This window comes from Collinsella aerofaciens (assembly GCF_009876115.1).
In the GTDB taxonomy this organism is placed as follows: domain Bacteria; phylum Actinomycetota; class Coriobacteriia; order Coriobacteriales; family Coriobacteriaceae; genus Collinsella; species Collinsella aerofaciens_N.
Map to the genome: position 1 here is coordinate 259,784 of NZ_WWSY01000001.1, position 24,736 is coordinate 284,519.

At 59.0% G+C, this 24,736-nt stretch carries 17 protein-coding genes; 3 read left to right on the forward strand and 14 right to left on the reverse strand.

Annotated elements, in window-relative coordinates; all coding sequences use genetic code 11:
* Positions 1 to 31: 31 nt before the first annotated feature.
* The 4 genes from nusA to GT571_RS01230 all read right to left on the reverse strand — a co-directional run bounded on the left by nusA (position 32) and on the right by GT571_RS01230 (position 6,491).
* Positions 32 to 1,279 carry a transcription termination factor NusA gene (nusA, locus tag GT571_RS01215; protein ID WP_022094169.1) on the reverse strand — a complete coding sequence of 416 codons (1,248 nt, stop codon included), beginning with the start codon at positions 1,277 to 1,279 and terminating at the stop codon, positions 32 to 34.
* A 1-nt stretch (position 1,280) separates the two neighbouring features.
* A complete protein-coding gene (locus tag GT571_RS01220) occupies positions 1,281 to 1,775 on the reverse strand; it encodes a ribosome maturation factor RimP (RefSeq protein ID WP_118267782.1) in 495 nt (164 codons plus the stop codon).
* Positions 1,776 to 2,032: 257 nt separating this feature from the next.
* Complete coding sequence (leuS, locus tag GT571_RS01225; protein ID WP_161154930.1) at positions 2,033 to 4,609, reverse strand: leucine--tRNA ligase; 2,577 nt, start codon at positions 4,607 to 4,609, stop codon at positions 2,033 to 2,035.
* A gap of 370 nt (positions 4,610 to 4,979) precedes the next feature.
* Positions 4,980 to 6,491, reverse strand: coding sequence for an IMP dehydrogenase (locus tag GT571_RS01230; RefSeq protein ID WP_161154932.1), 1,512 nt, complete (start codon positions 6,489 to 6,491; stop codon positions 4,980 to 4,982).
* 193 nt (positions 6,492 to 6,684) lie between these two features.
* Here GT571_RS01230 and GT571_RS01235 point away from each other — a divergent pair, with 193 nt between their 5' ends.
* Entirely contained in the window at positions 6,685 to 7,032 is a 348-nt protein-coding gene (locus GT571_RS01235; protein WP_161154934.1) for a winged helix-turn-helix domain-containing protein, read from the forward strand.
* Between the two features lie 225 nt (positions 7,033 to 7,257).
* Here GT571_RS01235 and GT571_RS01240 read toward each other — a convergent pair whose 3' ends face one another.
* The 9 genes from GT571_RS01240 to GT571_RS01280 form a co-directional block, all read right to left on the reverse strand.
* Positions 7,258 to 8,250, reverse strand: a complete 993-nt coding sequence (locus tag GT571_RS01240) for a PLP-dependent transferase (protein ID WP_161154936.1) — start codon at positions 8,248 to 8,250, stop codon at positions 7,258 to 7,260.
* Positions 8,251 to 8,461: 211 nt separating this feature from the next.
* Entirely contained in the window at positions 8,462 to 9,127 is a 666-nt protein-coding gene (locus tag GT571_RS01245) for a DUF4956 domain-containing protein (protein WP_161154938.1), read from the reverse strand.
* Positions 9,128 to 9,130: 3 nt separating this feature from the next.
* The gene (locus GT571_RS01250) at positions 9,131 to 9,922 is read right to left on the reverse strand and encodes a polyphosphate polymerase domain-containing protein (RefSeq protein WP_161154940.1); all 792 of its coding nucleotides are present in this window, start codon (positions 9,920 to 9,922) and stop codon (positions 9,131 to 9,133) included.
* A complete protein-coding gene (locus GT571_RS01255; RefSeq protein WP_161154942.1) occupies positions 9,909 to 11,678 on the reverse strand; it encodes a CotH kinase family protein in 1,770 nt (589 codons plus the stop codon). The genes GT571_RS01250 and GT571_RS01255 overlap by 14 nt, the downstream gene beginning before the upstream one ends.
* Complete coding sequence (gene pelG, locus GT571_RS01260; RefSeq protein WP_161154944.1) at positions 11,668 to 13,212, reverse strand: exopolysaccharide Pel transporter PelG; 1,545 nt, start codon at positions 13,210 to 13,212, stop codon at positions 11,668 to 11,670. Before pelG ends, GT571_RS01255 begins: the two co-directional genes overlap by 11 nt.
* Positions 13,213 to 13,215: 3 nt before the next feature.
* Positions 13,216 to 14,643: a GT4 family glycosyltransferase PelF gene (gene pelF, locus GT571_RS01265; RefSeq protein ID WP_161154946.1), complete on the reverse strand. Its 1,428-nt coding sequence runs from the start codon at positions 14,641 to 14,643 to the stop codon at positions 13,216 to 13,218.
* Positions 14,640 to 16,520, reverse strand: a complete 1,881-nt coding sequence (locus GT571_RS01270; protein WP_161154948.1) for a DUF2194 domain-containing protein — start codon at positions 16,518 to 16,520, stop codon at positions 14,640 to 14,642. The genes pelF and GT571_RS01270 overlap by 4 nt, the downstream gene beginning before the upstream one ends.
* The gene (locus GT571_RS01275; protein WP_161154950.1) at positions 16,517 to 17,422 is read right to left on the reverse strand and encodes a hypothetical protein; all 906 of its coding nucleotides are present in this window, start codon (positions 17,420 to 17,422) and stop codon (positions 16,517 to 16,519) included. The genes GT571_RS01270 and GT571_RS01275 overlap by 4 nt, the downstream gene beginning before the upstream one ends.
* Entirely contained in the window at positions 17,419 to 19,554 is a 2,136-nt protein-coding gene (locus tag GT571_RS01280; protein WP_204987178.1) for a DUF4118 domain-containing protein, read from the reverse strand. The genes GT571_RS01275 and GT571_RS01280 overlap by 4 nt, the downstream gene beginning before the upstream one ends.
* Positions 19,555 to 20,196: 642 nt before the next feature.
* On the opposite strand from GT571_RS01280, the gene GT571_RS01285 reads away from it, so the two are divergent.
* A complete protein-coding gene (locus tag GT571_RS01285; protein WP_117774272.1) occupies positions 20,197 to 21,579 on the forward strand; it encodes an RNA-binding domain-containing protein in 1,383 nt (460 codons plus the stop codon).
* 887 nt (positions 21,580 to 22,466) lie between these two features.
* Positions 22,467 to 23,795 (forward strand): hypothetical protein, encoded by a 1,329-nt coding sequence (locus GT571_RS01290; RefSeq protein ID WP_117774271.1) that lies wholly within the window; start codon positions 22,467 to 22,469, stop codon positions 23,793 to 23,795.
* 186 nt (positions 23,796 to 23,981) lie between these two features.
* On the opposite strand, the gene GT571_RS01295 is transcribed toward GT571_RS01290, so the two are convergent.
* Positions 23,982 to 24,686 carry a hypothetical protein gene (locus tag GT571_RS01295; RefSeq protein WP_161154954.1) on the reverse strand — a complete coding sequence of 235 codons (705 nt, stop codon included), beginning with the start codon at positions 24,684 to 24,686 and terminating at the stop codon, positions 23,982 to 23,984.
* Positions 24,687 to 24,736: the final 50 nt, after the last annotated feature.

Below are 24,736 nucleotides of genomic sequence, written 5' to 3' on the forward strand. Positions count from 1 at the left end.
TGCGCCGGGACCCGCCCGGCGCGACCGCGCGCTAGATCAGGTCCTCCGCATCATCGAAGGCGTCGGTGTCGTGGACACCGCAGAAACGGGAGCCGGGACGGGCCTGGTTGCGACACTGGATGCCGTCCTCGGACACGAACTCGCAGCGACGGACGTCCTCGTCCTCCTCGTCACCGATCAGGTCGGCGGCGGGCTCCTCGTGAACGGGAACGTTCTTGAGGATGTCGGCGGCAAGGGTCTCGGACTTAATATCGATGTGCCAGCCGGTCAGGCGCGCGGCGAGGCGGGCGTTCTGGCCCTCCTTGCCGATGGCGAGCGAAAGCTGGTCATCGGGCACGATAACGCCGGCATAGGCCTTCTCCTCGTCGATAAGGACGCGGGTGACCTTGGCAGGCGACAGGGCGTTGGCAACGTAGACGGCCGGATCGGCATCCCACAGGATGACGTCGACGCGCTCGCCACGGAGCTCGCCCACGACGGCGCGAACACGGCTGCCCTTGGGGCCGACGCAGGCGCCCACGGGATCCAGGCGATCGTCGAGCGAGTGAACGGCGACCTTGGAGCGCTGGCCGGGCTCGCGGGCGATCGACTTGATCTGAACGGTGCCCTCATAGATCTCGGGCACCTCCTGCTCAAACAGACGACGCATGAGCTCGGGATGGGTACGGGAGATGACAATCGGCGGACGGCTGTGCTCGCCACGAACCGGCTGCAGGTTGGAGTTGGGGTCGCGAACGTCGATGATCACGGCCTTGATGTGTTGGTTGTGCAGGTAGCGCTCGCCCATCGGACGCTCGTTGCGCTCGTTCTCGTAACGGCGCTGGTCGAAGTGCGGAAGCTCGGCCTCGACGCCCTCGCGAATCTTGACGATCGTGAAGTCGGGCGTGGACTGCAGCACGGTACCGCTGATGAGGTCACCGATGCGGCCGGAGAACTCCTCGTAGATCTGCTCGCGGGCGGAGTTGCGCACGATGGCGTTAATCTCGGCCTTGGCGTGCTGGGCGGCGATGCGGCTCGTGTTCTTGGGAGTGACGTCGATCTCCTCGAACTCGGTGAAGTTGCCCTCCTCGTCCATGGAATCGTCGATCGGCTCCAGACGGTAAACGTAAATCTTGCCGGTGGTGCGGTCGATGGTCACCTTGGCGCCCCACTCAAGATGCAGGATCTCGGCATAGCTCTTGGCGAGCGACTGCTCCAGGCGGTCGATCAGGTAGAGCTGGTCGATGTGCTTCTCCTGGCAAAGCTCCATCAGGGCGGACATCATGTCGGATGCTGCCATCTTACTTTCCTTCCTTCGCGGGCTTGAAGTCATAGGTGGGCTTCAACTTGCACTTTTTAACATCGGAAAAATCGAGGGTGACGGACTCGCCGTCCTCGAGCTCGAGGGTCACGTTCGTCTCGGTGGCGGCGGCAATCTTGCCGGCGTACTTGCGACGACCCTCGGTGGCGGTGGAGGTGAGCTCGCAGTTCTCGCCCACAAAGCGGGCAAAGTCACTCGGGCGGCGCAGCGGGCGCGCCATACCCGGGCTCGACACCTCGAGCGTATAGCTCGAAGAGATGGGGTCGAGCTCCTCAATCACATCGCCGACCCATTTGGTGTTGGCCGTGACGTCATTGAGCGACAGGCTCTGACCCTCGGCACCCTCGATACGCACGCGCACGCAGGGAGCCTTGGTGGCTCCCACGAGCTCAACGTCGACGATGTCGACATCGTGCTGGGGAGCGACGGCCTCGAGCGCGTCGATGATCGCCTGCTCGGTCTTGGTCTTGACCATTGCGGGACCTCCATCCATACAAAAAAGAAGCGGGGCCGAAACCCCACTTCTTTCAATTACAACTTCATTTGCAAGCAAACTATACCAATACCTGCACAAACGTGCAACCACAACACAAACCCGCAGGTCAGCGTGAGCACAGGTTCTCCACAAGAAATGGATAATTGGGTGTTGTCGTAAGTATCCTTAACCAAATAGAGGGGCGACTCCCTGCAGAATCGTCCCTCGCTTTTTGATGTCAGCTATGCGCGCAGCGCTTACTTGACCACCAGGTTAACCAGCTTGCCGGGCACGCAGATGGCCTTGACGACCGTCTTGCCCTCGAGCCACTTGGTAACGGCTTCCTCGGCGGCAGCCTGCATCTCCTCGTTGGAGGCGTCGCGGGCGACGTCGATGCGGCCACGGACCTTGCCGAGCACCTGTACGACGATCTGCACCGTGTCCTCGATGGACTCGGCCAGGTCGAACTCGGGCCAGGCGGCGGTGTAGGCGTTGCCCTCGCAGCCGAGTGCCTCGTGCCACAGCTCGTCGGCCCAGAACGGACAGATGGGGGCAAGGACGCTCACGATATCCTTGGCCACGCCGTAGCACAGCGCCTTGTCACGGGAAGCGCCCTCAGCGGCATTGAGGTAGGCGCTCGCCGCGTTGACGAGTTCCATGACGGCCGAGATCGCGGTGTTGAACTGGCCGCGGTCAAAGTCCTCGGTGCACTTGGCAATGGTGCGGTGACGCTCGCGATAAAGCATCATCGCGACCTCGTCGAGCGCGGACTTGTCGAAGGCCACGTTGGCGTCACCGGACTGGACGAGCTGCCACACGATACGCCAGGCGCGCTTAATGAAGCGGTTAGCGCCCTCGACGGCCTTGGGATCCCAGTCGAAGTCCTTCTCTGGCGGGGCGATAAACAGGATCGCCAGACGCATGGTGTCGGCACCGTAGGGCTCAATAACCGAGCTCGGGGGCACAACATTGCCCTTGGACTTGGACATGGTGTCGCCGTTCTCGTCCTTGACCATGCCCTGACACAGCAGGTTGGTGAAGGGCTCGTCAACGGTCAGCAGGCCCAGGTCGCGCAGCGCCTTGGTAAAGAAGCGGCTGTAAAGCAGGTGCAGAATGGCGTGCTCGATGCCACCGATGTAGTTATCGACGGGCATCCAACGATCGGCAGCCTCTCGGGAGAAGGGCAGCTCGGTGTTGTGCGGATCGGTATAGCGCAGGTAGTACCAGCTGGAGCAGGTGAAGGTGTCCATGGTATCGGTCTCGCGCTTGGCCGGGCGACCGCAGACCGGGCAGGTGGTCTCGTAGAACTCCTTGCACTCGGCGAGGGTCTCGCCGGCACCCAGGTCCAGGTTCTCGGGCAGCGTCACCGGCAGCTGGTCCTCGGGCACGGGCACGATGCCGCAGTGCTCGCAGTGGATGGCCGGGATGGGGTTGCCCCAATAACGCTGGCGGCTGATGAGCCAGTCGCGCAGACGGAACTCGACCTTGCGGCGGCCGCAGCCCATGGCCTCGAGGTCGGCCACGATTGCAGCCTCGCCCTCGGAGTGCTTGCCACCGCGCATGCCGGTGTACTTGCCGGACTGGACGAGCGTGCCCTCGGCAGCGTGGGCGCAATCCCAGTCGACGGTCTCGGCATGGAAGGTATCGATGGTCTCGCCGCTGGCCTCGACGGCAGCGCGGTCGTCATCGTCCAGGATGATCGGCACAATAGGCAGGTCATACTTGCGGGCGAACTCAAAGTCGCGCTGGTCGCCGCAAGGAACAGCCATGACGGCACCGGTGCCGTAGTCGGCCACGACGTAGTCGGCAACCCACACGGGGACCTTCTCGCCGTTAACGGGGTTCACCACGTAGCGGCCCGTAAAGGCGCCATGCTTCTCGAGGGTGCCCTGGGCACGCTCCACAGCAGAGATATGCTTGGAGTCCTCGACAATCTTGGTGACGGCCTCCTCGTACTCCGTGCCCTCGACGAGCTCGTGCAGGCGCGCGTACTCGGGAGCCAGGACAAAGAAGGAGACACCGAAGAGCGTGTCGGCTCGCGTGGTGAAGACGGTGATCTTACCCTCGTCGCCCTCGATGGGCTCGCCATCCTTGTCGCACAGGGTAAAGTCGACCTCGGCGCCCTCGGAACGGCCGATCCAGTTGGCCTGCATCTGCTTAACGCGCTCGGGCCAGCCGGGGAGCTTCTCCAGATCGTCGAGCAGCTCCTGGGAGTACTCGGTAATCTTGTAGTACCACTGCTCAAGATCGCGCTTCTCGGGCTCGGTGCCGCAGCGCCAGCATTTACCCTCGGTCACCTGCTCGTTAGCAAGAACGGTCTTGCAGGTGGGGCACCAGTTGACCGGATTCTTCTTGCGGTAGACCAGGCCCTTTTCCCACATCTTCTCAAAGATCCACTGACCCCAGCGGTAGTAGTCGGGGCTGCAGGTCTTAACGGTGCGATCCAGGTCGTAGGAGAAGCCCATGCGCTTCATCGTGGCAAGCGCCTGATCCATATTCTTATACGTCCAGGCGGCAGCCTGCGTGTTGTGCTTGATGGCGGCGTTCTCGGCGGGCAGGCCAAAGGCATCGAAGCCGATGGGATGCAGCACGTCGTAGCCGCGCATGCGGGCCTGACGGGCCATGGCATCGCCGATGGTATAGTTGCGCGCGTGGCCCATGTGCAGGTCGCCCGACGGATACGGGAACATCTCGAGCACATACTTCTTGGGCTTGCTGTCGTCGGTGTCGACAGCAAAGAGGTTGGAGTCCTCCCAGGCCTTCATCCACTTGGACTCAATGGCCTGCGCGTCGTAGGCAGGGATCTCGTCCTTATGATCTGTGCAATCGCACATATCAGCTCCTTTAATCTTAGCTGGGGTCGGTCGGCTTGGCTTTGTTCGCTACTGCGGACAGTCCTGCGCAAGACGAAGAGCACATTAAGTGCTCTTCTTTGCGTGCGGAACTTGTAGCGAACAAAGCCAAGCCGACCGACCCTAAGGTTAACTTGACTGATGATAGCAAATACGACAAGCGAGGTGCCTGCGACTTGCAGGCATCTCGCTTTATCTAAATAACGTGGTTGATACTCAACCTTTGTTTGTGACCCGTCCTAGCATGAACGGGTTTTCCGAGTGCCGCAGATTGGGCCGAAAGAGGAGCGACGCGTACTTTGGTACGCGAGCGACGGTTTGAGGTCCAAGGTACGGTGCTTGGGAAAGCCGCTTATCGATAAGACACAGACTGCTGGGAGTCTTTCACGACTACGTCGTGGGCTCCGCCTTCGACGATGGAGGTGGAGCTGACCAGGGTCAGGCGTGCCTTTTCCTGGAGCTCGGGGATCGAGAGGGCGCCGCAGTTGCACATCGTGGACTTGACCTTGTAGAGCGTGCCGCCCACGCCGTCCTTGAGGGAGCCAGCGTAGGGAACGTAGGAATCGACGCCCTCGACGAAGCTGAGTTTCGCAGCACCGCCTAGGTCGTAGCGCTGCCAGTTGCGGGCACGTGCAGAACCCTCGCCCCAGTACTCCTTCATATACTGACCGTTGACGTTGACGCGCTCGGTCGGGCTCTCGTCAAAGCGGGCGAAGTAGCGGCCCAGCATCATAAAGTCGGCACCCATGGCCAGGGCGAGCGTCATGTGGTAGTCGTAGACGATGCCACCATCGGAGCAAACGGGCACGTAGACGCCGGTCTCCTCGTAATACTCGTCGCGAGCGCGGCAGACGTCAATCAGCGCGGTGGCCTGGCCACGGCCGATACCCTTGGTCTCACGGGTAATGCAGATGGAGCCGCCGCCGATACCGACCTTGATGAAGTCGGCACCGCAGTCAGCCAAAAAGCGGAAGCCCTCGGCGTCGACGACGTTACCGGCACCGACCTTGACGTCCTCGCCGTAGTTGGCGCGGATCCACTCGATGGTGCGCTTCTGCCACTCGCTGAAGCCCTCGGAAGAGTCGATGCACAGGACGTCGGCACCGGCCTCGACGAGCAGCGGCACGCGCTCGGCATAGTCGCGGGTGTTGATGCCGGCGCCGACCATGTAGCGCTTATCGCCGTCGAGTAGCTCGTTGGGGTTGGTCTTGTGGCTGTCGTAGTCCTTGCGGAAGACGATGCCCATGAGGTGATCGTTGTCATCGACGATGGGCAGGGCGTTGAGCTTGTTGTCCCAGATGACATCGTTGGCAACCTTGAGGCTGATGTTCTTGTCGCCCACGATGAGCTGCTCACGCGGGGTCATGAACTCGGAGACCTTCTTCTGGTGGTCATCGCGGCTGGGGCGATAGTCACGGCTGGTGACGATGCCCAGGAGCTTACCCTTGGGAGTGCCGTCGTCGGTGACCGGCATGGTGGAGTGACCGGTCTTATCCTTGAGCTCGATAACCTGCTCCATGGTCATATCGGGGGTCAGCGTGGAATCGGACTGAACGAAGCCAGCCTTGTGATCCTTGACGGCCTTGACCATAGCAGCCTCGGACTCGGGGGTCTGGGAACCGTAGATGAAGGACAGGCCGCCCTCGGTAGCGAGCGCGACACCCATGTCGACGCCCGAGACGGATTGCATGATGGCGGAAACCATGGGAATGTTCAGGGTGATTGCCGGCTTCTCACCGCGCTTGAAGCGGGTTAGCGGCGTCTTGAGAGAGACGTTGTTGGGAATGCACTGCGAGGACGAGTAACCAGGGACCAGCAGATACTCCGAAAACGTGTGGGACTCACCGGGAAAGAACGTAGCCATGTTTCTCCTTTTTCCATGCGACCGGTCGGCTGCAGGCCTCGTAGGACCCAGCCCAACCTTGGGCGCCCAATACTGGGGAAGTATCTTAGCGCACTTTGACTGCTACAATGCATGATTTAAGAAGAGCACACGAGGGTTTGACGCAGGCTATGCGTTTGCCCAGCAAACACTTTAGCGGGGAGACGTAAGGCACATGGAGTACAAGACGACGGCAAAGTTGGTCATTCAAGCGTGCGACAAAGACCTGCCGGGCGTGTTCGGCCATGGTTGCGTTTTGTTGCTGCAAGGCATCGCCCGCGAGCACTCGCTCAACCGCGCCGCCAAAAGCATGGGCATGGCCTATTCCAAGGCTTGGCGCATTGTGAACGAAGCCGAAGGGCAGCTGGGTTGCAAGCTCATCGAGCGCGACGGCGCCCGCGGATCCACGCTCACGCCGGCCGGCGAGCGCGCCATCGCGGTCTACGAGGAGCTGCAGGCCGACATAAACCAAGTCATTGCCACCAAAGCCAACGACCTCATCGCCAGCATTAACGCAAAGTAGACTATCTGGGCTGATTATTGGTCCGCCGCACTAACGAATTAAGACGCGCGCCATAAAATGCGCCCATTTACTACGTTTAGTTGAACACCCTCGACCACCCCAGATTTCGTGAAAATAAAACCGCTGGTAGACAGCTTGCCATTTTTCAAAAATGGCGGGTATGGTTGACCCCTAGGGGTTAAACGTAGTAGATAGGCCGTTTTCGTGGCACAGACCCAATACTAGCTAGTTCCGGAGGGCGGTGTCTAGGGTGGCAGCCACTACCAGGGGATCATCAGCGCCGGCGAAGAGGCGAATGGTGCTCCCCTGCTTGCCTCGCGGAGCAGAGAGGCGCGTCGTTGCGCCGCCGGCGGGCGATATACGGAACTTGTCGGGCAGTGCGTTAAAGAATTCGCCCGCGGTGCAGTCCATCAGGTCAAACTCTACTGCCGGGCCAAAGCCGTGCTCCAGGATGCCGGTCGCGATGGTATGGTCGGGATGCGAGGTCAGCCCGGGATAGCGCACGTTGCGTACCATCTCGTTGGCGGCCAGATACTCGGCTAGCGCACGGGCGCGGTCGAAATGCGCCTGCATGCGGGTGTCGATCGTGTCGAGCCCATGCTCTAGAATCTCGGCCTCATCGGAGGACAAGTCGAGCGCAGCCAATCCGCACCCCTCGAGCAGGGCGTGCGCGCACTCGGCCGCGGCATCCACGCGATGGCGCTTAAGCTGCGAGCGCGCCACCGAAGCGGCGACGAGCTTGCGCGGCGCAACGCCAGCACACACGCGGTCGAGCGCCTCGAGCGAAAGCGCGGCGCCCAGACGCAGCGGGTCGCACCCAAAGACGCCCGACACAGTGTTATCAACCACGAGCAGCGCATGCAACTCACGAGCCGCGCGACCCAGCGCACGAAGGTCGGGCACACGCAGGCCAAACCCGCCGATGGAGTTGACGAACCACCACAGATGCGGCCCCTCGGCATCAAACGAAGCATCAAAACCCTCGGACGCAGCAGCAAACGCCGCAGTCGCGGGCTCCCCCACCAGCGCAACATCGCAGCCATCAAAGCCGCAGGCAAACGTATCGGCAAAGTCGTCCGCAAAGGCCACCAAGCGATCGCCGGGCTGCACAATCCCCAGCGGCGACAGCGCCGCCGGCACATGCGAGACCGCAACAAGACGCGCCTCACGCGCACCAGCCCTTGCAGCCCAGGCCTCTTCTAACTGTTGCACGTCCACGCGATACCGTCCCCTAAATAATAAAACTGAACCAAATTAGCCATCCTGGAAGAGCACGCGCCAGCGAGCAGGCAGCTGTCGTGGCGAGGTGCCGTGAAAGAGGAGCGACGCGTACTTCATGTACGCGAGCGACGGTTTGAGCGGCAGATCGCCCGGCAGATGCCCGCGCAGCGTCGAGCGGTCCGGCGTTCGTTAGAACGCCGGAACAAAATTAGCCGTGGTATTCGCCGTTGTATTGGATCAACGTTAGGTCTTCCACGCCGTCGAGCGCGCGAATGGCGTCCGCATAGGGCATGTCAACGCCGTCCGAGAAGACCTCGACGGCCATCTCGACCTTTTCGCCGCGCATAGTCTTGGACTTGACGGTGAACTTGGTGCGCCCAAATGCACGGACAATGTCGTCGCCGGTGGTCTGGCCCGTGTAGTGGATGACCATCATGTACACGCGCGCCTTGTCCTGATGACTCGCAAAGCCGGCAATCATCACCACGATCACCACTGCCGTGATCCCTACGAGCGCATACATGCCGGCACCCGCCGTAATGCCTGTGGTAATGGCCCAAAACAGATACAGCAGGTCAAGCGGGTCCTTGACCGCCGTACGATAGCGGACGATGGACAAAGCACCGACCATACCGAGCGAGATGACCACGTTCGTCGAGATCGCGAGCGTCACCATGCAGGTGAGCACGCACATGCCCACGAGCGTCACGGCAAAACTGCGAGAATACACCACGCCGGTAAAAAAGCGCTTGTACACGTAATAGATCAGGATGCCCATGGCGAGCGCCACGAGCAGCGACAGGCCGATCTTGGCAGGGTCGACCTGACCAAACGCCTCCAAGACGGAGTTCTTAAAAAAGTCCCTGGTGCTCATGGTCTAAATATCCCCTCGGTTCTCAAAATCCGATTCCCAGTAGTTAAAGCCGCGTAAGTAGGCGGTCTTTTCGTAACACAGGCAGTACTTGGAGACCGCCGTAAGCTCGGCCGCGCCCGGCGGCACCATATCGCGCACGAGCTGCGGGCAAAACTCCGTAAACTTAACCTCCATCACCAGCTTGCCGGGCTCCAGGACCGGCAGCGCGGGCAGCGTCGCGTCAAAGATATCGAAGCTTCCCACCGCGGCGCGCACGTTCATGTCAAACGTGATGCGCACGGTGCCCTCATCCATCACCCACGGCTCGCGCTCGTAGTCCACGATGGTCCGCGGGCGCATCACGTTGCAGATGCACTCGATGTAGAACTCGCGGCAGAGCGGATAGGGGCTCCTCAGCAAAAAGTCGTAGTCGCCGGCCAGAATCTGCTCAAACTCGCCACGCGTGAGCGGCGCGTCCTCCTTATAGATCCAGCTACCGTACTTCTTTTTGCGCTCGAGCTTAATCACCTTGTCGCCACCGTTATAGATGCGCACGCGATACTTTTTGCGCATGAGAATGCCGGCGTCTTTTTCCTCGTAGGCCGAGTTGCAGTAGTCGTCGAAGTACAAGCTGCGAATGGTGTAACCGCCTGCCCGCGCATGCTTGTCCAGCTTAAACACCGGCGCCATGCGACAGGCAATCGCGGCGTGCTCGCCCTCGTTAATGAGATATTTGAGCTCGTGGCGGTAACGCTCTTGCGTGGTACGCGCAGGCGGGGCCGCCAAGCGCTCAAGCAGCGCGCTAGCCCTCCTCATACGTGTCCTCCACGACCTTACCGCCGTCCTGCACGTAAAAACACTTCATGCCGTACTGTTTGCCGTCGTCAGTCACATAGTAGTCAAACGCATCTTGCGTATAGTCGTCGGAGTTGGTGGCGCGCACGCGCACAAAATACTGGCCGGCATCGGGCGCATCGCAGGTCACCTCGGGCAGCAGCACATCCTCGGCCTTAAAGATCACGTCCTTGATGGCGTAGTCGCGCGCCAGCTCCACGGTGTAGCGAATGTCACGCGCTTTAAAGTCGTAGGAGGCATCCCAGCCAATGCGCAACTTACCGTTATCGATCTGCGGCACGCCAATGTAGAACGGCATGGGCTTTTTATAGCTCTCGCGGAAGCTCTTATAGTTCTCCTCGATCTCGGAAGGAATCGCCGCGGCAATCTGCTCGTATTCGTCCTTGGTCACGGGCAGATTCTCCAGGTCGGGCGCAGCAAAGACGAGCGACTCCGTCACCTCGCGATAATGCTCGACCATCTTGCTCAGGCGCGCCTCGGTCATATACGAGCGCAGATCCTTCACGGCGCTATCGAGTTCGCTGCGGAACGACTTGCTGCGCAACGCGCGGTTAAACAGCACGTTGCCCCAGTAGTTGCTCACGCCGCGCTCCCAGCTCGCGTAGTCCGAAAACCCCTTAAGAGACAGCTCCAGCTTGCGCAGCATGCCGTCGTTATCCCAATCAAGGATGTACCAGACCTTGGAGTTAAGCGGGCTGTACAGATAGCAGTTACGGTTCTGCGTATCGCAATTGCCCGTCAAGATCTGAAACGCCATCCAATAGACCAGGTTCTCGGTATCGAAGTAGGTGTCGAGCACATCGTCGATCTTTTGCGTATCGTCGTTGAGCGCATCGAGCATCTCGATTAACTTGGTATGGTCCGAGTCGCCCTTAATCTCGAGCATGCCCTCAAACGCCGTCTGGTTATAGTCAGGGTCACCCGCCAGCTTGATGGTGTCTTCGAAGCGATGGAAATCAAAGCTGTTCACCTTGTACAGGTGCCCGCTCTTATCCAGACCGTGGGCTTTGAGCGCCGTCTTGTTGAGCTGCTCCACCTGCGTAAACAGACCGTAGTCCTCAAAGGTATCGTTGGACTTTTCGGTCTGGTCGCACACCCACAGATGCACAAACTGCGTGCGCAAGCCCATCATCTGGGGAATTCCACGGATAAGGTCATAGGCCATCTTGTTGCGAAAACGCATGCCCTCTCCCATGTGCTTGTTAAGCGCAATCGCGCGCTGATGGCGCCAGGTACCCTTGCCCTTTTTGAGCTCTATCTTGTAATTCTTTTGCGAGTTCATGCTCGACGTCTGGCCGCGCACCTGCACGGTAGCATTGGGCGCTTCCTCGCCATAGCCCACTTCACCAGCAACGGGACCGTCCTCGTCACCCGCCTGCAGCAGGCCCATAACCTGATAGCGCGTCACGCCCATGTCGGCATAGTCGTAGACCGAGTACGTATTGATCTCGGCCCAGCTGTGGTCAGTGTTCTCGGAGCTATTGCCGCGCGAGACCGTCAGGTACATGGCCACAATGCCCGAGTCGTCGTAGACCTCGTACAGCTCGTCCTTATCGCGAAGGTGCTTGGTCCCGCTAGACGCATCGGCCTTTTTAATCTTGCCCTGCTTCTTGGTCTTTTTGGTCGAGGATTCGTCCTGCGAAGAGCAGCCCGAAAGCAGCAAGGCGCCGGCAGCCGCCTCAATCAAACGGCGGCGCGATATCATCCTATCGGTCATCAGGACCTCCCCAACGATTGCGATACACGCGAACCACTATGCGCTCAAACGCACCATGCGGCTCGCCCTCTAAACGCAGCTCCTCGTAGCGCTGTTCGGCACGGTCGAGCAAGCGGCCCAGCTCCGTAAAGCGACCCGTCTTGTCGGTCGCCACAATGGGCTGTTGACTCAGGATACGATACGGCAAGTTGGCAGTATAGGTATCGAGCCGCATGAGCGCCACAACAAAAAACACCGCCGCGCCGAGCAAAAAGCCAAAGCCATAAAACTGCTGCGGAAAGAACAGCGAGACGATGGTCGCCAGCCCTGCCACACCCGCGAACAGCCCGGAAGCAAGCACGGCGCCCTTGTAGTCGGTAAAGTACAGCAAGATGAGCATCACCGTATTGCCCACGGCATACAGGCCAAAACCCACGCATAACGTGCGAAAATACCCGTGCATCAGGTTGTTGAAGCCCAGTGGCAGGGCCGAGAGCACCGTGGTCTCGAGCGAAATGACCGCTGCCGTCACAAACAGCTGCTTGAGCGCACAAAACCGCAGCTCCCGGTTGAGCGTGGCGAGCATTTCCTCCTCGGCCACCACGATGTCGCCCACCACGCCGCCGTCATTAAACAGGCTGTAGTAGTCGCGGTAGCGCGGATAGAAGTTGACCTCGACCGACACCACAAAGTTGACGGTCGTGACCAGAATGGTCAAAAACGCAAGCAACGCCGGCACATCGTGATAGGGCGCGCCGTAAAACAAGCCCTTGACCTGCACGCCAATGGGCCCTGCCCAGATAATCACCAGGTGCGCAAAGAGTCCCAGGTTGGTAAACAGGCCCGTGAGTGCCAGAGGCATAAACTCATCGAGCCACTGCAAAAAGAGCCAGGGGCTGCGATCGCTCTGAGGAAAATACCGGTACAGCAGCACCACGTCCCAGGCAAGCATGACGCCGTAGCCCAGGGCGATCGACGCCAGCAGGCCCTCGACCGGCGGCAGCCCCAGTGCCAGCGCGGCCAGGGCGCACAGGCACGCCACGCCAATGGCGGCAGCAAAGCTGCGCAGGATGCCGCGGTAGTCCTTAATGGCCGTGAGGTAGCCCATGCCGTTCCAGTTGACGATCATAATGTTGAACAGCCACAGGCACAGCAGCCCCTGCAGCAGCGTGGCGCCCGAGAACAGCAAAAAGATGCCGTAAAGCACCGTGCCCGCAACCAACATGATGGCGTTGGAGCCCCAAAACGAGGGAAAGACCTCCTCTTCGCGCTCGGCAAAGAGCATGTCGGCCAAAAAACGCGTGACCGGCATGGAGAAAAAGCTCGTGAGCGTGAGCGACGCCAGCAGCGTATAGGTCACCATGCACACCAGCAAATCCTGGTTGGCACGTCCCACGCCCCACAGACCGCACAGCACCAAGATACCCACCTGGAGCAGCACGCCCAGCAGCATGGGGCCCGTGCACACAATGCCGGCGTAGCCATAGGCGCGCATCATGGCAAACAGACCCTTACGCCTAAACAGGCGCTTGAGCTCAAAACCAATTCCGGCCACCGGCTACTCCCCCTCTCTGGGCAGGTTAAACGCACACGCCGTCTCGTCGTACAGCGCACGATAGTTGGCGAGCATCTGCTCGTGCAAAAAGTATGTGGCAACGCGACGCTGGCCGCGCTCCCCCATCTCGATACGGCGGGCACGGCTCGCGCACATGCGTTCCATGGCATCGGCCAAGCCCTTGCGATACATAGGTGGCGTCACAAATCCGGCCACGCCAAAGTCGTCGCCGGGGGCGCCCTCGAGCAGCTCGCGACAGCAGCCCACCTCGGTCGTCACGCAGGGGCGACGCGCAGCAAGCGACTCCAGCACGCTGAGCGGCTGCCCCTCGGAGATGCTCGTCAAAATGGTGAAGTCGAGCTTCTCCATGTACTCGACCACGTTGACGCGGCCGGTAAAGATCAAGTCACGCACGCCCAATGTCTCCACCAGCGCATGACACTCGGCGCCGTACTCCTCATCGTCCACGCCGCCCATAATATGCAGGCGCACCTTGGGCAGGCGCTCGTGCAGCTCAAAGAAGGCATAGATCATGGTCTTAACGTCCTTGATGGGCGCCAGACGCACCACCGCGCCAATGTCCACCCAGCCGTCATCGGGCTTTAAGGGAATGTCCTTAAAGCGGTCGAATTGAATGCCGTTGGGGATGACCAGACATTTGTCCGCATCGCAGCCCATGTCGATCTGCGTCTTGCGGGCGTTGTGAAACAGGCTCGTCACGCGGAAGGCGCGACGGTAGATCTCCTCCGAAAGCAGGTAGAAAAAGCGAATCCAGCGGTCCTTAAACGACGGCACCACCCAGTCGGCGCGAATGATCTCTTCCTCGCGCTCGCGCGTGTAGATACCGTGCTCGGTAAGCAGCACCGGCGCATGGTGAACGCTTGAGCCCAGGCAGGCGAGCAGGCCGCCGTAGCCAGTCGAGATGGCATGGTACACATCGGCCACCGGTACCTCGCTGCCCAGCAGGTAGAGCACGGGCAGCAGCATGGAGCGCATGGTGTGGAATGCGTCGGCAAAAGGCGTGTAGGGGTACTCGGCCAGGCACACGTCGCGGAAGATGTCCATAAACGTGCGGCTCTGCAAAAACGAGAGCGGATGCACGTGGCGGCGCTGGAAAATATCGAATAGCACGTCCCAGTCCGGATTGGAGAGCGACACCAGGCGACGCAGCGCCTCGCGCTCGCGGTCGTCAAAGTCGACCTCTTCCTGCTCGCCCGAAAGCCGCAGGGCATCGTCCAGAAACACCTCGTGCACCTCGACCACGTTGTCGGGCAGCTCGTAGACAAACTTGCCGCGGTCGGCAGCATGCGCGCCAATCACCCACAGCACAAACTCGTGCTCGGGCATGGCCTGTATATAGCCGTGCATCCATGTGGACACCCCGCCGTGCACATAGGGGTAGCAGCCCTCGAGTACCAAGCAGATTCTCATTTGTCGCCACCCTCCTTGCGCGCAATGGTCACCGTCTTGTCCGTGGCCTTGACCAGGTACAGGTCACCCGTCAGATGCGTAATCTCGCCACCCGTAACCGCACCCGGCTCGCCGTTGTTGGCGCGGAACATGAGCCACGCTTCGTCGTGGAAATTGCCCAGACTGAGCGTCCAGGCATCCGCACTGGTATCCACGCTCACCGTCACGGACGAAAAGCGCTGAATGGCACCCGAGCATTCCGAACCGGTCTGGCGACGCAGGTCGGGCGCAGACTTGGTAAGCCAGTCCAGGTAGTCGGTCAGGCCGCCCTTATAGACTTCCCAGCCCTCCTTAGCGCCGCGATCGGGATCCAGCAGATCGTCCGGGTGCATAAAGTGCGTGCTCACGTAGTGCATGTTGAGCTCGGACACGGCAGCCAGGCGCATGTAGGAATCGTCGACCATGCCGCCCGAGACAATACGCGGCTGCTCCACAATGCCATCGCTCGCCACGCCAAACTCCTGCACGTACGGCAGGTCGGTGCCGTCCTCAAAATACGTACTGGCAATGGTCTTGATGCGCGGCACGTCGGTGCCGATAAGCTTGCGCGCGCGGGCCGAAAGGATATTCGACGGCGGCACGTAGACCGAGCCGTGCGCGTTGGGCAGCACCTCGTCCTGAAAGGCGATAAGCTCGTTGAGCGATGCAACGATCGTCTCCTTATTCTTCCACGTCTTGTAGTCGTACAGCGTGCCATAGTCGGTGTCCCAGAGTGCCAGCGGCTGATGGTTGTAGCCGTGAAAGCCCAGCTCTCCGCCCATCTGCAGCAGCATGCCGCCAAAGTAGCGGAACTGCGTGGTATCGGCCTGGCGCGCGGGCTCGGTCTGGTTGACCGCGTCCTCGTAGTTTTCAATCATCACGCCGGTATAGCGAATGCCGTATTTTTGCGCGAGCTTTTGCAGATCGGGCCACCAGACCTTGGCATAAAAATCGGCAATGGAAAGGCCGTAGTCGCGCTTAATGTAAGTGCCGTCGCCCGAGGGCACGGGGCTGGGAAAGTCATCCAGATAGAAGACGGCGCTGTTGATGACCGGATAGGCCGTGGCATCGCCCAATAGGCTCACGGCCGCGGAATAGAAACCACGCATGACCTTGTCGTAGATACCGATATTGCACACCACGGTACGGCCGCTGCCGCAATCGCTCGACCAAATAAGCGGAGTACCCGTGTCACCGGTTTTAGCCCACACGTGGGCCGTCTCACGCAGCGAAACCGAAAGCGACGAATCAAAGGGGTCCGATAACTCATAACGCTGGCCACCGCCGATCATAAAGTCCTCGCTCGGCACGATGCTCTCTGCCGTCGCATATTCATAGCCGGCAGAATCGATGCCCAGCTTGGGACCGATTGCCTGCAGGTAGCTGGAGTTATCCGGCGTCATGGCGAGCATCAGCGAACCGCCGGCACTCACCCAGCTCATGATGTCGGAGAGGTGCGTACCGAGCCCGTCGAGCGACGGCATCAGTAAAATCACGCGGTTGAAGGACGTGAGAGAAGGAATCGCATCAACACCATCGGTGGCAATATCCACATCGCGGTGGGCGATCTTCATGTCAAGCAAGATCTGGTCGAACTGCTCTTTGACGTCCTCGACGCCATCTTGGTCCGAGTCGGTAATAACCAAGCACGTGGGCTTTTGGCCAAACATCGCCGAACTTGCCGGCACCGCGTCGTTGGCAGCGAGCATGCCCAGCTTATGCTGCCCGGCGCTGTACTGCACGCCGGCACGCTCGATCAACAGCACGACAGCCATGGCAATAAAGACCGCCCACACCACGAGCAGCCCCATCCAGCGAAAATGGCCCGCACGCTCGCGGATATGTTGCACCACGCTCATCGGGCCTCCTCTCCTTCGTGCCAAAATGCCAGCCTCTCACGATTTTCGGCATTCAAATACACATGCTGCTTGTCGATCGCGTCGATTACGCGCTGTACCGCCTGCCCATCGCGACGAATCACAGCCAAGCGCAGGCAGAGCATCCACACGTCCTGTTCGTCTGACGCATCGATCACCAACTGGCTCGCGACGTCCTCCGCCTTATCAATCTCGCCGGCATCGACCAGCGCCGTGGCATAGCGAATGCGCAGCGCCGGCACGTCCTCACGTTCGCAACGACGCGCGAGCAAACGTGCATACTGTTGACGTTGAATCTGTGCCACGCAGCCCTCTGCCAAACCCGAGTCCAGATAGGCGCCCAGAAAATCGCAATACGCATCCAGGTTATGCGAGCTGGGATCGGTCTTAAACGCGCGCTCCAACTGCTGCAGCTTAAGGTCGGACTCCTTGGAAATCTGCGCCACCGCCGTCGCGGCATAGTGCGCGACCTCAACATCGTCGTTGAGTTTTGCTGCCTGCAACTGTGCCAGGTACGCATCCGGATCCTCGGTAAGCATGGAGAGCATCAGACGGCGGCGGTCGCCCGGGTCGTTGACGATCAATGCTTCCTCGAGCGGCACCACGCCATCATCGCGCTCGCGTCCCTGCACGAGCAAACTGCGATGCATGTCGTCGTTAATGCGAAGCGTCTCCAGCGTGGCGTCCTTGAGGTCCGCGCCGAACACCGCGCTACGCACCGAGAGTAGTGCCACGAGCAACGGGCCCCACAGCGGTACGAGCACCATCACAGTAAGCATGTGCCCTCGAACCGGCAGCAAGCCCAGTTTCATAAGCGTCCACAGCACCAGACACACCAGCGCATGAATTAATAGCAGTACGGTAGCAACAACAAGCGAGATCAAGCGGCCTCCCCTTCACCGCTTCCGGTGGGCGCGATGCGTTGCATCAGGGCCACAACGTCCTCGCTGCCGACAGGTTCCACTGTAATGTGCTTGGCCGCCAAGCGCGCACAAATAACGGGCAGGTCGGCCTCGGTTGCCTGACGCATAAGCAAGTAAAGTGTGTGTCCATCGACCAGGCCCGCAGCGTCACTCTCGCGAATCGCCGACCCAATGGCGCCGACCAGCTCGCCAACAGGCTCCATGCCCGGCACCACGCGCAAGAGCAAGAAGCTCCCCATCTTATTGTCCGCAAGCGCCAGCTCGGCGGCGAGTTCCTGGCCAAAGGCATCGTGGCTGAGAACGCACGTGCCGGCAACGCAGCGCTTATCCTGCGCCACTGCCTCGTAATCGAAGGCGCGTCCCAGCGCGCTTTCCACCAGGCCGCACAGGATGCGGAACAGGTTTTGGTAGTACAGGGTCATTTGGCTTTCGGCCACGTGACGCACAAAGATCAATACGGCTGGGGCTCCATCGCGCTCGATCGCATAGCCAAACATCGGAAGCCCCGACGTCAGTGCGCGGTTCACCCACAAACCCGAGATCGCACCTTGGAGCACGGGCGCAAGGTCATCGAGCGAGAGCGAGCGCGGCACATCGTTGGAAATCGCCGGGCTCGCCGCTACCAGGCGCGCAAATGCCCCACCCGAAACATGGTAGATCGTCACCGAATCGTTCTCGAGAATCTCGCCCAGCAACTCACAGCACTTGCGGTATATATCACGCGGGTTGAGTACGTCGAGCTCCTGTGTCACAGCAAAGATTTTGCCAAAGCTGTCGTGGCGCCCCACAATCTGTCGCTTATAGGCACGTTTGTCCTCAATCGCGTCGTGATAGAGCCGCGTTAGGAACGTGTTACGGTTTCGCACAAGCTCGTTCTCGTCACGCTCCGCCTTAATGGCCTCGCTGTTGCGCAGCTGCACATAGCCGCACACGGCACCCACCACAAAGTACGCAATAAACGGCAGCCAGTTGGACGGCTCGTAAAAGAGACCCTGGAAGGTATAACCGTACTGAGTAAAGTAGCTCGCGGCCAAACCCACCGACGCCAGCAGCGCCGCAACCAGGCCAAAATCGAGCCCATACAGCGTGCCGATCAGTACCACGTACAGCAGGCGGTAGTCGAGCACGTTAAGCTGAGCAAACTGCGAAAACACCAGCTCCAGGCCCTCAAAGAGCACCCAGGCCAGCGCGGTCTCCAGGCATTTGATGGGCAGTGTCCGCCCGCGCATGCGGTCGATGGCGGCACGCAGCGGATGGCGCTTGCCCGCGAGGGTCTGCTCCCAGCGGGCGTGTATGGTCGAAAGATCGCGCAGCACGTCATAGCGCTGGAACCACCCGTAGCGCGTGCGGACGGTATCGCTCGGAGCAATGGAGACGACGGCGTCCCCGTCGTAGGTAATGTCGAGCCCCGGGAACAAGCCCTTGAGCGCCTCGCCCAGGTCTCCCACGGTGTGGGCAAAGCTATCCGGAACCTCGAGTTCCTCGAATGTGGCATCCCAGCTGTCGAAGATGCGACGCACCAGAACGGCCAGCTCCTCGGCGCAGAGGGCACCGAGCGGTGAGTCCGCCCCAGCCCTCATGACAGCAGAGCCTTGCGAGCACGCCTCGAACAGCGGGGTCAAAATCGGGTCTTCCAGCGTGGGCGAGGCGGTGTACAGATACGGCACGCGCAAGATCTTGGCCTGAATGCCGTCGCGGACCGCATAGTAGCGGCACAGGTCGTTGGCCGCACGGGCAATGATGCCCTTGCCGTTTTGCCCCGCAACGTCCACCGCACCGTCCGCTCCCATGGGACCAGTCACAAACAGCAGCTGAATCTGGCGACCCATGCAAGCTCGAAAGACGGAGCGCAGCAGCTCGATGTCGCCAACGGCCTCGGTATGCGGCGTGAGATAGGTAGAGAGGTAGACCACACGGTCGAATTCGTAAGCCTGGTCCAGGTGCTGCAGCAGCTCTTTCCAAGACGCATGGAGCGACGACCCGTCGCGGCGCGCCTCGTTGGCCGCCACGACCTGAACATGGTCACCGGGAAACGCCTTGGCACAAAAGTCGTCATCGACATACGCGGTATTGCCAACAACCAGCACTTCCACCGTGCGCTCCCCCTCCCCAAATTTAGCTTTTGCCATGGTAAACATGCGTATTGTACGCTGTCAATGTAGGCCAAAGGCAACTTTAAAGCTGTTTTAAGAACTTTTTCAGACGGGAAGCGACTCGCGCCTGAGCCAGAGAGCCCTACACGTGCCGCTGCACGGCGGAGAAAGGCGAATCCACTACCCCTCAGGCATAATTCCTGAGCAAAATCAAGCAGAGCACACGGCTTTTTGCGCCACTTTAAGACGTAATCGGGATGTGGCGAGAGGCCAAATTCGGAAGTGCGGGGAAAACCAAAGGAATGCTGACCAGACCCCCGTTTTAGGCTTCCGCGACCTGCGGTTTTGATACAAAAAAACCGCGTTGTGCTCGAAGGTTTTCGATTTTTCCCCGCACTTCTGTAATTACATCTCTGGATCGAGGGCGCAGGCAATGGTGACGACATCCACGATAGCGCCCCCCTATGCCTGATACCAAAATCGTTCCATAGGGACCCGTTTCCCAATGGGACGATTCTTCACAAAGGGCATTAAGGCGCATGAGAACATGGTAGAGGCAAGCAAGCGCGCTTCCACGTTTTCGCCCATGGTGACCACGGTATAATCCAACGAGACAAGCAACGAACGGGAAAGGCAGCGCGGATGAACCTGGGCAGCGAGAGCGAGACCGTCGAGTTCAAGAAGTCCACTGGCGAGCATAAAGAAGCACTGCAAGCCATCAGCGCCATGCTGAACAAGCACGGCCGCGGCGAGCTCTACTTCGGCGTGAAGGACAACGGCGATGTCATCGGCCAGGATGTCAGCGACGCAACGCTGCGCCAGGTGACGTCGTGGGTGTCCGACAAGATCGAGCCCGCGGTGTTCCCGACGGTCGAGTGCCTCGACGCCGATGATGGGCTGCGATACATCAAAATTGCCTTCTCAGGTGCCGACGCCCCCTACTCCGCCGACGGACGCTACTTCACCCGCGTGGGGACTTCGAACAAAGCGCTGTCGGCCTCGGAGCTGAGCGCCATGGTCGTCAAGCGTGAGCGCGCCCGTAGCCCGTGGGACTCGCTGCCGTCCGGCAGGCCCGTCTCCGACGCCGACGAGCAGGCGGTGCGTGACTTCGTCGCGCGCGGCGGCAGGGCCGGACGCGTGGGCGGCGGGTTCGCCGGCGTGGAGGACACCTTGGCAAGGCTCGACCTCGTCGCGCCCGACGGCAGCCTAAGAAACGCCGCGGTGGAGCTGTTCTGCGAGGGATCCGACACCTACCCCAGGATGAAGCTGGGGCTTCTGGGCGGCAACACCAAGGCCAAGATCCTCGACCTGCGCCGCGAGTGCGGCACCATGCTCAAGCTGCTCGACTTCGCCGAGTACTTCGTGACGTCGAACATCAGGCGCGAGTTCGTCATCGGCGAGACGGGCATGTACCGCAAGGAGATCCCCGAGATCCCGGCCGAGGCCATCCGCGAGGCGGTTGCCAACGCGCTGTGCCACCGCGACTACACCACCGGCACCGCCGTCGAGGTCAACGTGTTCATGGACACCGTCCAGATCGTGAGCCCGGGCCTGTTCCCCGAGGGCGACTCGCCGCAAGAGCACCTAGACGGTACCGCGAGCGAGTTCGGCCTCCGAAACCCCGCGATCGCGCGCACCCTGTTCCGCGCCGGCGTCATCGAGCAGTACGGCACGGGCATACCGCGCATCAAGGAGGCCTGCGAGGCAGCCGGCGTGAGGTTCCGCTTCGAGCAGACCGTCAACAGCACCGTCGTCGTCTTCGAGCGTCCTGGGTTACAGAAAGCGGCCTTCAGGAGAACCGCGGCCGACAACCGACCGCTCCTCAGCGAGCGCGAACGAGCAGCGATGGCAATTGCCGCCGCTCAGGGGAAAATCACGACCTCCGACCTCGCGCGGGAGTCCAATGTCGGTAGGAAAACGGCCTCGAAGACTCTGAAAGACCTTGCCGGGCGAGGCCTGTTGGAATGGGTAGGGAAAAGCCCGAAAGACCCGCACCAGTTCTACAGGATGCCAAGCGAAGTTTGAGGCTGCAGGTCCTAGCCGGGAAACAGGCCCATTGCGTTTGCTGCCCTCCCCCTGCTGGGCACTACTGAGTAATCTACTGGGCACTGCTGAGTAATCTACTGAGTAGTGCCCAAGCGCGAGTTGGCAAGTCCGCCGAAGCCCAGAGAAACGGCTCCGAAGAATATACTGACCGCTACTGACCGCTACTGATCGCGGCATTCGGCAGGCCCGCCGAATGCCGCGGTCTCCCGAGACTAGCAGAGCCGCCCTTATTGTTAGCGCTGCCGAAGCAAGCCCTACTTCAGCAGCAACTTGAATTTTCGTGCGATGAGCCTCCCCGGAGCCAAGAGCCTTTTGCCCTAATCACAACACCGCAATTCAAGCACCGCAGAAAACTCCATTAGCGATGAACCAGCCACTTGAAGACGTGATCAAGGTGCGGCAAGGGGTCAAATTCGGAAGTGCGGGGAAAATCGAAGAAATGCTAACCAGGCCCCAGTTTTCGCTTCCGCGAACTGCGGTTTTGGTGCTAAAAATCGCGTTGTGCTCGAAGGTTCTCGATTTTCCCCGCACTTCCGTAATTACATCCTTGGATCGAGAGTGCAGGCAACAATGACGTCATCCGCGATAGCACCCAACAGTCACGGACGTACAAAAGGCCGTTGCCGGAAGCCTCCATACAACGACTCTTCTTTGCGCGCGCCACGCTCGCAATGCTCCATTAAATGTAACTAATTGATTTGCTATATACCATTCATAATGGCACATAGCAAATCAATTAGTTACATGTGGAGGCAGAACATGAGGGAGTACGTCGAGAAGCAGCTGCACACTAGAGTCGATTGCGAGCCCAACGACGCCTCGGAAATAACGACGCAAAACTCTTTCCGAAAGTGTAGGTGAGCGAAATGGCGACTCATGCATACGATGACCTTTATTCTTATCTAGCCGCATTCAAGAACAGCTCTCTTGCCGAAATAATTGCGTACCTAGAAGAACTGGGGCAAAGGAGGTTCGACGCCTTTATTAGGGGCCTTGCACCCCTTATCCCAATCGAAAAAATCGAAAATCAATCCCTGTTCAATTTTTCTGTTGACTCCACCCTTGAAGGAGGCAAATTCCCCTGCACTGACTATGCCTGTCGAGAGCAAAACATTTACCATTTGGCAAAGTTCTCAGCATTGTATGCAGATAAAACACTGATTCATTGCCCTATAGAATCGGCATTCGAAATGGGGCACGATGATTATGTCTCAGTCGATGAACTTGCATTCGGGATCTATTTGACCATGCGAGTCGAAGACATAGTCAAAGCTGGAATACTCGGATTTTCGAGCAATTACATTCCTCTTTGCAAAGATTGCCTAGCGCGACAAATCGAAAGAGAATCAAAAGCAAAAGGATTGATATCGAGTTATTGGGATGAACTCGTACGACAATTCTGTTCCTCTACCTCGTGCACTTTAAAACAAGCACCAGATGGGAATCTGTATGTAGCGATTGAGGGAATGGATGCATATGGGTCCCATGATGAGATGGATGTCGATTTCCTGGTAATCCCGTCTGAATACGAATCGCTCTATGCAAGCCAAGGCGAAACGCGATTGGATAGAGACATGCTGGAGAAAGGCGGCATCTTGACTATCCTACTGCCATTGTTGGACGATTGCTTTCAAGCCCTCGTCAATCCCTATTTTTCGAATAGCTCGTATTTAACCACTCGTCCAGCTCAGATTGAGTTCCTCGAGTCCGCAACTTCCACCCTTTATCCTCGAAAAGATCAGACCATACCCATTCGCCGGTTATCTTGCCCCCTCCCCATTGCTGAAAATGCAACGTTGCGTAGCATCCTTGATTGCCGCATTAGAAACGAAGAGTCGTTTCTTGTGTTTAGGGATACCTTGTCCAAAGGCCTGAGCGAAAGGCCCATCGACACCTCGACATTAGCTGACCTGAAGAACGACCTAATTGAGCCCGAGCTTCACAAGATATCTTTAGTGATGAAAAACGAGCGATCCCGATTAGTCACCTCCGCAGGCATTGAAGCCGCTATCGGAATTGCGAGCTTTACATTGGGGCAATACGGAATCGCATCACCTTCTGATGCCATGGCCTTCCTCGGGGCTGCCGGCATAGGGGCCGTTGCATCTCAATCCGCAGATTTCTTGCGAGAAGCCAAGGCAAAAGAGAACCCCATGTATTTCCTCTGGAAGCTCAATAGAAACAACCGTCTGTAACCTAAGGGGCAGAACACCGCAGTCGCCGAGCATATCTCGATCATTAAATAAAGGCAGCACTAGAAAGGATGCGAATCGTGAAGAACCGATTCCCTTTACGAATGCCTAATGCAGTAAAAATCACTGGTAGATCCGAGCAGTTTAACCAAGACGACAAGAGCGCGCTCAGATTGCTGTCTGCAGTAGCTAGCCAAGTATAGATACCATCCTGTTTCCAAATTCGGTCCTACGATAAACCCTTTCTTCTTTCTCAATTTCGTCGGGATCGTCGAAGATGAGCGTCGTATCTACTACGTCCCACTGCTGCCGATGGATATCCTCAATCAGCAATCCCAGTCCGGTTAATCGAAGAAGAACTTCTGCATCTCTGCCTCTGAGCGTCTGAAAAGTTTCCTTTTCTCGAAGCATTTCGTAGTCTCCAGGTAGAAATCTGTCCAAAGTCTCTGCAAACAAACGAAGATCGTCCCAGCTAATTTCTTTATCTAGGTAGGCCTCATAAATCTTTGCTAGTCGCCGCGCTTTGTCCTCCTCAATGTATCTTTCGAGCAGGATAAGCAGGTACTCAATATCGCGCTTCCTATTTGACTCTTCAAAGTATTGCTTGTACTTGTTCCATGAGCCTTTTTCAAAAGAGTCGCGGTTGAACTCATCGAGGAAACACGCATACTTCTTCAGCAGATGCGCATTGTGGATATTGTTTCCGATTTTGTAGATGCTCACTAGGCTTGAGATGACGGGGATGTCCTTCAAGAACTCGTTTTGGAGAATTTCGTCCAGGCCAACCTCTGCGATATTCGAAATAAGTTCGAGAGAGTCGCTGCAAATAGTCGGCCTTGCGTCGTCTTGCAAGCGCGATAGACCGGCCTTAGTTGATTCCTCTGCGTTTGCCATAAGATTACCTTTCATAATAATTTGCCAGTTTTGGCATGCGTTTGCAGCGC